Here is an 11,099-nt window from a genome sequence, read left to right on the forward strand (position 1 = left end):
TCCCGGAAAGCCCTCGCGATGGCTGGTGCGGCGGAGATGATGGCTTGTCGGAGGCGGCGGCCGGTCCGCCGTCCGCACGGAACAAGGGGGAACATGTCCGCGATTGAGAAGAGCCCGCGCATCGCCGTCCACGGACTCGGCGCCATGGGGCTGGAGATCGTCAGGATCCTGCACGGCCGGGGTGCGAACATTGTCGCGGCAATCGTCCGGCCCGGGTCCGACAAGGGCGGGCGGGACCTGGGTGAGCTCGCGGGTGTCGGCCCACTCGGATTACCTGCCCGGGGCGATGCCGAGCAGGCCCTGCACGAGGCCGCCCCGGACATCGTGATCGTCACCGTCAGCACCTACCTCGATGACGCCCAGTACGAGATCTTCTCTGCCGCGGTCAGGGCCGGGGCGAATGTGATCACGCTCGCCGAGGAGATGCTCTACCCTTTCGCCACGGACAACCCGCGCGCCCGCGCCCTGGACACCCTGGCAGAGCGGCACCAGGTGACCGTGACCGGCACAGGGCACCAGGACGCCTACTGGGTCAACCTCATCAGCGTGCTGGCAGGCTCGACCCACGACCTGGGGAGCGTGAGCGGACGGCTCTCCTGGAACGTCGACGACTTCGGCCGCGCCCTCGCGGAACAACAGCGCGTCAACGCGACCGCCGAGGAGTTCGCCGTATGGCAAGCGGCCGCCGAACGGGCACCGACCTTCGGCCATTACTCCCTCCACGCCCTGGCAGCCACCATCGGCCTGACCCCGCGCGGAACCGTGGTCACCACGACCGAGCCGGTGATCGCCCAACACGGCACCCATTCCAAGGCCCTCGGAGCGACCGTGCCGCGGGGAAGGCTTCTGGGCTACACCGACACCGACACCCTGCACACAACCGAAGGCGTCACCCTGTCCATCAGCTCACAGGGATCGGTCTACGGCGAGGGTGAGAGGGACTACAACGAGTGGAGCCTGGCGGACTCGTCCGGACTGCCGACACTCCATCTGCGCAACAGCGATCTGAACACCGCGCACACCACCTGTGCGACGCTCGTCAACCGAATCCCGGACGTGATCGACGCGGAGCCGGGCATCGTCACGGTTGACCGACTGCCGCAGCTGCGCCATCGGAGCCTGCGCCGCCCGGCCTGAGCCGGGCGACACGCCTTCGCGCGGCGGCCGGCACCCCGGATGGACCCGGCCGTGTGCCATGCCCGGGCCCCGGCGAGGCTGGTACCGAAGCGGACCTCGATCGACTGCGGGACAGCCCTTAGGTCGTCTCGACTTCCTGACGCGCCCTGTGGGCAGGGCCCGATGCCCTGCCCGCAGGTTCTCAGGTACTGGCCGGCCAGAACTGCACCAGGTACCGCTCCACCTCGACGGGCACGTCCACGCTCATCTCCGATCGTGCGGGGAACGGTCCTGGGTACGACACCTTGCACCTGACGGGCACAAGTGGCGGGGTGCAAGAGGGTGCGGGTTACGCGTGTGCACTTTCGGTGGAAGTGCCCCCAGAACGGGAAACGTTGTTCGTGTCGGGCGTCGGCCCAGTGTCCGCGATCCGAGGTTTGCATGGTGTGGCGTACATGTTCAGGCCCTTGGGCGTCGGGGTGAGTTCCAGGCTCACGCCGATCTTGCGGCCAGGCCGTGCCGGGCGCAGTGTGCGTGAGCTGGCCAGGGTCGCGAGGGCAACGGGCAGCATGGCTGCGGCTGCGGCTGCCGCGGGGCAGTATCGGGGGCCCAGGCCGTAGGCGAGCAGCGCGGTGGGGGCCGGTTGCGGCTCGGCGTGGGGGAGCCAGCGCTGCGGGTCGAACACGTCCGGGTCGCGGTAGCGGTTCCTGTCGCGGCGCAGTGCGCCCAGGGGCAGGGTGACCACGGCTCCGGCCGGGATCCGTACACCGCCCTGGCAGGTCTGGTGGCGGGTGCGGCGGACTAGGAACGGGATCCCGTGGAGGCGGGTGACCTCATGGATGAATGCGGTCGCGAGGGGGAGCTGGTGCGCTTGGAGGCGGCTCGTTTCGGGTGCGGCGTGGGCTTCGTCCTGGAGCGCCTGCTGGTAGTGCGGGTTTCGGCCCAACTCATAGCAGGCCCAGGCGAGGGTGGAGGCGCTGGTCTCCATGCCGGCGATCAGCAGGGCGCGAATGTCGCGCTCCACCGCGTGGGGGTCCCCGGGAGCGGCAGCTTCGAGCACGGACACCAGGTCCTGGCCGTCCGGGTCGGGCCGGTGGCCGGCTCGCACCTGGCGGACGGCCTCGTCCAGTTCGGCGAGCGCGCGACGGCAGGCGCGGCGCCGGGGCACGGGCACCCAGGGCCAGGGTGCGAGGGCGTAGCGCCAGAACATGCCACCGGACAGGGTGGAGCGGGCGGCTGCGATCTTGGACAGGGTGTCGGGCGTGAGCTCGCTGTTGAGGACACAGGTGACGAGGAGGCCGCAGGCGAGTCGGCTCATCTCCACCTGCATGTCGAGCGGTCGGTCTGCGGGCAGGTCGGCGAGAAGCCGGCGGGTACGGGCCTGGACGCTGGGCCCGAGACCGGTGAGCCGGGACGCAGCGAACGCGGGCCTCATCACGGCGCGCCGCTCCCGGTGGGCGGCGCCCTCAAGACCGACCACTCCGTTTTCGGTGAAGTCGCGCAGGCTCGGGTCCGGCCCCCAGAACCGGAAGGTGTCCTCATCACTGCCGACCTTGCGCAGCAGTACCGGGTCGTTGACCTGGAATGCGGTCGCCGGGCCTGTCCGGGTCGGGAAGACCGGGCCCGCCTGTTCGAGGCGGGCCGCGAGGTTGGCCGGGTCCAGCCAGAACCGCAGGGCGCGGGAGTGCGCGAGTACTCCCGCGCCGGGCGGCACGGACGGTTGTCCGGGGCAGGCTGTCCTGTCCACACTCATGAGCTTCGCTGTCCTGTTCACTATCGTCGGCCTCTGCGGCTCCGGCCGTCAGTACGTGTGGGCAACGATCAACTGTGGGGGCGGTCACGGGTGGGCCGGGATGGTGCGAACCCTCGAAGCTGAGACAGCGTCACTCTCCACACGATGAGATCCGCCCAAGACCCGATCCACGGCCATCCGGCGCGTACCGTGAAACGACGCATGACCGTGTGCGGGCGGGCACTCCACAAGAAGAGGTCCGGCCGATAAGCGCGCAACCTGACCATGCCCCCCGTCACGCGGTATGCGCCCCGCGCCCGGGGCGCCGGCCGAACTGCTCCACCAGCTGCGCGCCGACCGGCGGGGCGTGCCGCACAGTGGGTGGCGGCCTTCGAGCGGGAATGGGCGGCCGCGCTGGAGGAGTCCCGCCGGACGCTCTCCCTCGGCGGGCTGTCCGCGGTTCTCCAGGACTGACAGGGCCGCATCGCGCACGCCCCGGCTGTCGACGCGTTCGTCGCCTCCGGCTAGGACGACAGCGAGGCCATCGACATGGCGAATCCTCGGGGAAGGCGAAGGCGCCAGTGAGCGAACAGCCCTACGCGGTCCGCTGACCACATGGGCGTCGTGCAGGCGAACCTCCGTTTCCCGGTTACTACCCAGGGCCGCTGCCTGCCCTTGCGCCATATCCGGCAGCCGCCGCGCCCTGTCCGGCAAGCTGCCCTGGCTGACGCTCTCGCTGCTGCTCGCGCGGCGGCCGACCACCTGAACGGAAATCTCTGAGGGTGTCGCGGGCGCAGCGCGGCATTTGCATGAGTCAGGCGGCGCACGGCTGCTGCCCGGGTAGCAGGTGACTTCGGCCGGTGCGGTATGGCCGGCTGCTGCACCTTGCGCAGGCGCTGCGGCCTCCAGCCGACGCTCCGGTACCAAGCAGCAGAACCTCGGACCCGTCACGGTGGCCGCAGGGAATCTCTGACTGAGCGGTTCAGTTGGCGACTGGAGCGAGCAGCGTCGATGGCTCTGGGGAGTTGGGCGGCGATACGCCGGGCAGGTCGACGGCCTGACGACACGACGCGGACGGGCCGCCTCCCCGTGGAGAGAGGCGGCCCGTCCCCGGCCACGCTGCGTCAGCACTGACGCAGGTTCTCCCACGGGTCGGAGGGAGTGTAAACGTCCACGGCCGGGACGTTGCCCCACTGGCCGTTGTCGAGCAGCGTCCAGTACCAGATGTTGTTTCCACCGGCATGGCCGTCGCCGGGTCCCCAGCAGACGAACCAACTGAAGCTCGAGGTCAGCGAGCCCCTGACCCCGGACGTGTACGAGCGGTGCGCATAGCCCTTGGCTCCGACGCGGTTGCCGCACCACAGTTTGCCGTCGGCGCGGACACCGCAGTCGGCGGCGGTGCTCCGCCCGGAGGCAGGGGCGGCTGTGGCAGGGCCGGCCCCCGTGGCCAAACCTGTTGTCAGGGCGAGGGCGGCGAGAGCCAGGGCCGTCTTCTTGCGTACGGACACGTTTCCTCCTGGTGTGGGTCTCCGGACGGAGCCGGATACGCGATGGACGAACCGGTGGAGCAGGGCTCCTCTCACCGCGGACGGCAGACGCGGCTTTCCGCTCGCACGTGCCGTCACTCCGGATGCTGCGGCGGGGACAACGTTCCTCGCGGCAGGCAGGAGGCAGCAATCCTTTCGTCAGGGACCGAAACCACGGGTGGTGGAGGCCAACAGCGCGGCGCCCAGGTGCGTGGTCGTGTGCAGGACCGCCTTGCCGTCGCGGCGGGTGGTGATCAGGGCGGCCCTGCGCAGCACGCTCGCGTGCTGGCTGGCCGTCGCGGGCGAGATGCCGAGACGGCGGGCGAGACCGGTTGTGCTGCAGCCGTCGGCCGCGGCTGCGAGGACGGCGGCCCTGGTCCGCCCCATCAGGTCGTCGAGCGAGCGCTCGGCCGGCTCCTCGGCGAGCCAGTGAGCGGAGCCGTCCGTCCCTTCGCCGACCGTGGGCAGGGCCAGGACAGGAGGCTGCTCATGGTCCACGAGGTTCTGCAGAACCTCCGCCTGCTGCGACGAGAACACCGTCGGCGCGATGATGAGCCCGCGCCCACGCAGACGGATGTCCGCGTCGCGGGGATGGTGCACTTCGAGTACGGAAGGCCGCCAGCGCACCAGCGGGTCGCACAGTGTCTCCAGTAACCGTTCGACTCCGCCCTCGGCCATCGTGCGCACATAGCCCGCGCGGGCCGTAGCGAGGTCCAGCCGCATCTGCTGCCAGTACGGGGCGATGGCCGCCCGGTGGCAGGCACGCAGCGCCACGGCCAACTGGAGGCGGGCCTCACGGTCGCCGTCGGCCAGGGTCCGGGCCCACGCACGATGAGCTGGATGGACGTCGAGGTACTCCACTTCGAGGCGCGTCAGTACGCGTGGAGCGGCCAGCAAGTTATCGACCGCCTCGTCGATGCAGGTGGTGTCGCCCGCGAGGCTCGCTATGTCGATCTGAGGTCCGTGCGCGGGCATCAACGCGAGTAGGGGGCCCGCCTGTTCGTACAGGCGTCCGCCCAGTTGCCTGCCGACCGAGCCTCGCCAGCGGTGGAAGGACGGGGTGCGGTCACCCTCCCGCAGCCGTTTGATGCCGTCCAGAGTCTCGGCGGCGACACCGAGGGTGGTGGTCACCCTGGTCCGTGAGAGATCCTCCGCCGTGAAATGAATGCGCTTGGTCACCGATCGCCCCGCTCCCCGCCGTTCTCTGCCCTGCACCCGAGTGTCCCAGCCCTGTGAACTCGCTGAGCGGGCTCTCGGATTAGTGGCCGGTGGCGGACGTGTTTCTGCCCATGGAGCGTCGAGCGGCGTATTCGCCGAGCTTGACGAGGAGGATCTACGCGCCCGCGGCATCACCGGTCGGGGTATCGCGGGCGCGCAGTTCGGTGTGGCGGAGAGGTTGCGTCTGGCGACGAAGGCACTGGCCGAGGCGGGACGGTTGCGCCCGGTGATCGGCTGGGAGTTTCCGTCATCGTTCACCACGGCGTCAACCACCACCCGCAGGACATCGAGGCCACCACCGAGGACGCCCACCCGGCCGTCGGCAGAACGGCTCGGCGTGCCCGACACCACCGCCCCTGGGCTCCTGCGCGCCGTGATCCTGGCCGAAACCGTTGCGTACGACTCCCGGGACGTCGATCACGACGCGGTGGCCACGGCGATCCGGGGCCCCGTTCGCCTGCCGCCGAGCGGCGGGCGGCTTCGCGGCGCTGTACCTTGCCGCTGGAGGTACGGGGCACGGAGCCGGGACGCAGCTGTCGAGAGCCGGATCGGAAGGCTTGAGGACATGGCGTGGCCGGGCGAGTTCGGCGAGGTTTACGACGGCGGAGACGAGCGGGCCCACGGCTGGCGCTGGCCTCCCGGGCTAGTGCTGTGACCGGGATGGTTCACCGTGGTCGTGAGATGGCGCACGGGACGAGCGCGGTCCGCGAGGCGAGTGGTATTACTGGTGCATGCAGGAAGAGACCGCGCGGTCCGCGATCGACACGTTCATCTCCGCGTTCAACGCCTCGGACGACAGCTATGTGACTGCGCTGCTCTCCCAGGCCCTCACCTCGGACGTGGTCTTCTGGGGACCGTTGGGCCGCAGTGAGGGGATCGAGGCGGTCGAGCGGTTCGTGCTGGACATCCGGCGCCACCCCGCGGGGACCGGCACGATGGTGCGCTGTTCGGCGGTGGACATGCCGGACGAGTGGGCCCGGTACCAGTGGGTCTTCACGACGCCGGACGGAGGCCCCCGCCTGGCGGGAACGGACGTCGTCCATCTGCGGCGGAGCCTCATCGACCAGGTCATCGTCTTCGCGGGGGAGATCGCGCCGTCCGCCTCCTGAGTCATCCTCCTCTGGCGCCGTCCTTCTCCTGAACCGGCCCGTTCGGGGCTCCGGGTCTGCCCAGCCGAGATCATCTTCACAACGCTTCGGTCGTCCGCGCTTGGCCACGAGCGGACCGATGATGCGCTGCGGCTGTGTAAGTTCGCGGTTGGTCAGGCTGCGGTGTTGAGGGGGCGTCCGCCCCGACGGATGCCCTTCTCGCTTCGTATGCGGGCGCGTTCCTTGCGCTCGGCGGCCAGGACATCGCGGTGACGGGCGTTAGCGTTGCGCCAGCGGAGGTAGGCATGCAGGGCCCGGGTCTGGACGGTGTGGTTCGGGTGATTCGAGTTGGCGATGGTGAACTGCCTCAGCGGTCCGAAGTGGGCTTCGACCGGGTTCGCCCAGGAGGCGTAGGTCGGGGTGAAGCACAACTCGACCTTGTTCTTCTTCGCCCAGCGGCGGATGTCAGTGCCCTTGTGGGCGGACAGGTTGTCCATGATCACGTAGATCGGTGCTCCGTCGTATCGGGCGGCGCGGATCGACTTCAGGGCGGCCAGCGTGTTCACGGCACCTTTCCTGCGGCGGTTGACACCCCACAGGCGGTCGTCGCCGACCGAGTAGCAGCCGTGGAAATACCGGACCCCGTGGGTGCGGTGGTAAGTGGCAGGGATCCGGTCGGGGCGCCCTTGGCTGGCCCAGCCCGAGCCTGCGATGGGCCGGATCCCGAGTGGGCCGAACTCGTCGAACGCGAAGACCCGGTCGGGGAAACGGTCCAGGACGTGCTCGATCCGGTCCAGCTTCGCCTCGCGGTCGGGGTCGGTGGATTCCTTCCAGGTCTTGGTTGGCTGGAAGGTGACTCCACAGCGGGCGAGCAAGCCGCGTAATGCCTCGCGGCCGATGCGGATCACTCGGCCGTGGACTGTGCGCAGGTAGGCGACGAGTTTGCGTAGCGACCAGCGAGTGAAAGGCTCGCCGAGCTTGGTGGGGCGGGTGGTGGCCGTCTGGACGACGAAGTCCTCGTCGTCATCGCTGAGCAGGCGGGGACGGCCTCCCGCCCGCCGAGGGTCCAGGCAGGCCAGGCCGATCTCGTTGAACCGGTGGATCACATCGCGCACGGTGTCCTCGTCGGCCGCCACCAGCTGGGCGATCACCGGCACCCGATTCCCGCCGGCCGAGGCCAGCAGCATCATCGCGCGCCGATAGCGCACCGCGTTGGTGCTGCCCCGGCGCACGATCTGCCGCAGCCGCTGCCCCTCCTGGTCGGTCAGTCCGCTCACACGGACAGGGATCGGCCACCGCGCCTCCAGCGGTCGGATCGGACGTCACCGCACATCCAACCGCCACGGCGGCCAACCCAGCGAACCTATGCGGTCACAGCACTAGGGCGTGTTTCGAAAGTCCCGCCTGCTCGGCGGCGTCTGGCACTTCCCCAAGCTCTCGGCTTCGCTCGAGCAGGGGAGGCCCCATCCCTCGCCGCGTTGTCGGGATCGCCCCGATACATCCAGTATCGGGGCGACCCTCCGCCTTGCGATCGCACGCACCAGACGCCGCCGAGCCCGCCCTCCGGGCGGACGGTGCTACTTTCGAAACACGCCCTAGCTCCGGCGTGGTGCGCCGTATGTCGTCGTCGGCGGCGTCGTAGAAGATGTGCTCGATCTCCAGGCAGACCCGGTCGGCCACCCGGACATGTCGGTACGGAATCTGAAAAACAGCCGGATGCCGCCGTACTTGCCGCGCTCGGCGTAGACGGGAACGCCGACGGAGGGCAGAGCCTCGACGCCGCGGTAGACCGTACGCACGGAGACTTCCAGCTGCTCGGCGAGCTCCGTGGCCGGAACCAGATCGCGCTGCAGTAACAGCAGGGTGGAGAGCAAGCGGTCGAACTTCATCCACCGAGTCCCTCCCATTCCTGTCGGCAGGTGTCAGGTGTGAGCCTCATGATCGGGCGTGCCGGCGAACCGAACGGAGATTCGCTATGAAGCGCGACACCATTCAGCAGCTAGTTGCCCACGTCGAGGGCGGGACCTGTTGCAGGCGACCGAGCTCCGCCGCCAGGCCCGCACCCGTCCCGGGCCCGGACAGATCCCGCTCTCCGCCGGTCTTCACGCCGCCGGGCCGTCCGGACTGCGGGAAATGACCGCCCGCGAACGGCTCGACGCCGAGCTCGACCCGCTCACGCTCGGCGGCCACCGAGTCAGGTGAAAGTCGGTGACGGAGCGGGTACCTACCGTGTTTTCGCCCAGCTCAATCGTGTTGATCGTCACCCCGTCAGACGTGATCGATCAGGCTAGTTTTATCAGGTGTGACTGTCTCTCAGATTCCGAATTCCGCATCAGCCTCCGCCGCGCTCGCCGACGTCCTGTTCGCCGGTCAGCTGGGCGCAACGCATGATCGATGGAGGCGCCTCTTCAGCTCCGCCGAGTTCCGCTTCGAGGAGGGGCTGACCCACCGAGAACGCATAGACCTGAGCTACGACCGGCTCCGCCTGGTCAACGAGGCCGTGGAGGCTCCGCAAGCCCTGGCGAACGATCCGGTCGAACTCACCGCCATACACGAGTGGGCCGGTGCGGTGGACCCCGGCATGGCCACCATCGTCGCCATCCACTACAACCTCTTCTTCGGGAGCCTGGTAGACCACGAGGCGGCCGGGCGCGACCTGGGCGAGTACGTCCGCGCGGGCCGCATCGGAACGTTCCTCTGCACCGAGGTTGCCCATGGCAACGATGCCGCGCATATGGAGACCACGGCGACATACGACCGGGCGACACGCGAGTTCGTGCTGAACACCCCAACGCCCGCCGCGGCGAAGTTCATGCCCAACACCGGCCCGGCCGGGGGAGCGAAGGGGGCCGTCGTCGCGGCCCGCCTGATCGTCGACGGCACCGACCACGGTGTCTTCTTGTTCCTGACGCCCCTCAGCGACGGCGACGGCAGCCCGTTGCCGGGTGTGGAGGTACGGCCGCTGCCCCAGACGGCCAGCAGCCCCGTCGACCACTGCGCCACGACGTTCCACCATGTCCGCCTCCCGCACAGCGCTCTCCTCCAGGGCGACCACGGCCACCTCACCCCCGGCGGCGAGTTCACCAGCGCGCTCGGAAGCCCCCGGCGACGGTTCCTCCAGTCCATCGGGCGAGTCACGATGGGCAAGCTGTGCATGACCGCCCACAGCCTCGGCGTCATGCGGCACGCACTCGACATCGCCATGCGTTACGCCCACACCCGGATCACCTCCGGCATGACCAACGGGCAGCGCGTGCCGCTGATCGCCCACCGCGGCCATCACACACCCCTGCTCGACGCCGTTGCGACGACCTACGCCGCCACGCTGCTCCAACGGTCGGTCGTACGGCAGTGGGACCGGGCGACGGGCGAGGAGCGTGAGGCGTACGAGCGGCTGACAGCGATCAGCAAGGCCTGGATCACCTGGCGGGCCCGCGCGGTCATGACCGAGTGCCGCGAACGGTGCGGTGCCCAGGGCCTGATCCAGGCGAACGGCATCGCGCTGCAGCTCGCCTCCATCGAGGGCACGATCACGGCCGAGGGCGACAACGCGGTGATCATGCAGAAGGCAGGGGGCGAGATGCTGCTCGGCGGTGTTGACCTCAAGCCGGAGAGCGAGATCGCGCCCGCGGACCGGGAGCTGACCGACCCCCAGTTCCTCCAGGATCTCTTGGCCGACATCGAGCACATCTCCCACAGCCGTGCGAAAGCCCGGCTCCGGCAGCGTGCCGCATCCCCGCTCGCCCGCTGGAACGCATCGGTGACGCCCGCCGTCGCGCTGGCCGACGCCCATGTCCACAGACTCGCCGCCGAGTCCCTGCTGACCGCCGCTGATCAGGTTCCCTCCGGACTCCCGGCGGACCTGCTGCGCGGGCTGCATGCCTTGTTCGCCCTGCGCCGGGTCGCCGCGCACAGCGGGGACCTGTTGGCACGGGGCCGGTTGACGGCCGATCAGGTCGAGTACCTGCCTGATGCGGTCGAGGCGGTCCTCGGCTTCCTGGAGCCGCACGCGCTGACCCTCACCCGAGCCTTCGGTGTATCCGAGGCGCTGCTGGAGACGCACCCGATGCTCAGCGCCTGACCAGAACCACGAGGGAGACAGGTCCACGGCCGCCCGGCGGGGGAGGCGGCCGGAGCGACGGGTCAGAGGTCTGCTGGGCCTGTGCCGCATGGTCGCGCAGGGCGCCATCGTGGACTGGGGAACCGTCTTCCTGACGAACGACGCGCGACACTGCTCGTCGACCAGACCCGCCCCAAAGGGCACGCCCTGTACCAGTCATGAGGCTGGACCACCCTCGGAGACCTACGTCCCCGTCCTGACGCCCCGATCTTCCACGCCATGCTGCTCGACCTTCCCCTGGAAGCCGGGGGAACCGGGCGGTGAGAGCAGGCCGTGCTGGTCGGACCGGCGAGGGGTGG

The 11,099-nt window shown here is 69.6% G+C and carries 9 protein-coding genes and 1 pseudogene; 5 read left to right on the plus strand and 5 right to left on the minus strand.

Features of this window, described 5'->3' with window-relative positions; genetic code table 11:
• The first annotated feature begins 93 nt into the window (after positions 1-93).
• Positions 94-1,137 (plus strand): dihydrodipicolinate reductase, encoded by a 1,044-nt coding sequence (locus OG245_RS37040; protein WP_371627720.1) that lies wholly within the window; start codon positions 94-96, stop codon positions 1,135-1,137.
• Positions 1,138-1,465: 328 nt separating this feature from the next.
• Here OG245_RS37040 and OG245_RS37045 read toward each other — a convergent pair whose 3' ends face one another.
• Positions 1,466-2,869, minus strand: coding sequence for a cytochrome P450 (locus OG245_RS37045; RefSeq protein ID WP_371627721.1), 1,404 nt, complete (start codon positions 2,867-2,869; stop codon positions 1,466-1,468).
• Positions 2,870-3,229: 360 nt separating this feature from the next.
• Here OG245_RS37045 and OG245_RS37050 point away from each other — a divergent pair, with 360 nt between their 5' ends.
• Entirely contained in the window at positions 3,230-3,322 is a 93-nt protein-coding gene (locus OG245_RS37050) for a DUF6247 family protein (protein WP_371627722.1), read from the plus strand.
• 650 nt (positions 3,323-3,972) lie between these two features.
• Here OG245_RS37050 and OG245_RS37055 read toward each other — a convergent pair.
• Positions 3,973-4,356, minus strand: coding sequence for a hypothetical protein (locus OG245_RS37055; RefSeq protein WP_371627723.1), 384 nt, complete (start codon positions 4,354-4,356; stop codon positions 3,973-3,975).
• A gap of 177 nt (positions 4,357-4,533) precedes the next feature.
• Positions 4,534-5,505, minus strand: coding sequence for a winged helix-turn-helix domain-containing protein (locus OG245_RS37060; RefSeq protein ID WP_371627724.1), 972 nt, complete (start codon positions 5,503-5,505; stop codon positions 4,534-4,536).
• An 818-nt stretch (positions 5,506-6,323) separates the two neighbouring features.
• Between OG245_RS37060 and OG245_RS37065 the strand changes: the two genes are divergently transcribed.
• Positions 6,324-6,701: a nuclear transport factor 2 family protein gene (locus OG245_RS37065; RefSeq protein WP_371627725.1), complete on the plus strand. Its 378-nt coding sequence runs from the start codon at positions 6,324-6,326 to the stop codon at positions 6,699-6,701.
• Between the two features lie 152 nt (positions 6,702-6,853).
• Here the strand turns inward: OG245_RS37065 and OG245_RS37070 are convergent, their stop codons facing one another.
• Both OG245_RS37070 and OG245_RS37075 read right to left on the minus strand, forming a co-directional pair.
• Complete coding sequence (locus OG245_RS37070) at positions 6,854-7,870, minus strand: IS630 family transposase (RefSeq protein WP_371628094.1); 1,017 nt, start codon at positions 7,868-7,870, stop codon at positions 6,854-6,856.
• A gap of 489 nt (positions 7,871-8,359) precedes the next feature.
• Positions 8,360-8,569, minus strand: a pseudogene (locus OG245_RS37075) (HTH domain-containing protein); the annotation flags it as partial.
• Positions 8,570-8,708: 139 nt separating this feature from the next.
• On the opposite strand from OG245_RS37075, the gene OG245_RS37080 reads away from it, so the two are divergent.
• Together OG245_RS37080 and OG245_RS37085 are read left to right on the plus strand one after the other, a co-directional pair.
• Positions 8,709-8,882, plus strand: coding sequence for a hypothetical protein (locus tag OG245_RS37080; RefSeq protein ID WP_371627726.1), 174 nt, complete (start codon positions 8,709-8,711; stop codon positions 8,880-8,882).
• Positions 8,883-8,982: 100 nt separating this feature from the next.
• Positions 8,983-10,761 carry an acyl-CoA dehydrogenase gene (locus OG245_RS37085; protein ID WP_371627727.1) on the plus strand — a complete coding sequence of 593 codons (1,779 nt, stop codon included), beginning with the start codon at positions 8,983-8,985 and terminating at the stop codon, positions 10,759-10,761.
• Positions 10,762-11,099 lie beyond the last annotated feature (338 nt).

Source organism: Streptomyces sp. NBC_01116 (assembly GCF_041435495.1).
GTDB lineage: Bacteria > Actinomycetota > Actinomycetes > Streptomycetales > Streptomycetaceae > Streptomyces.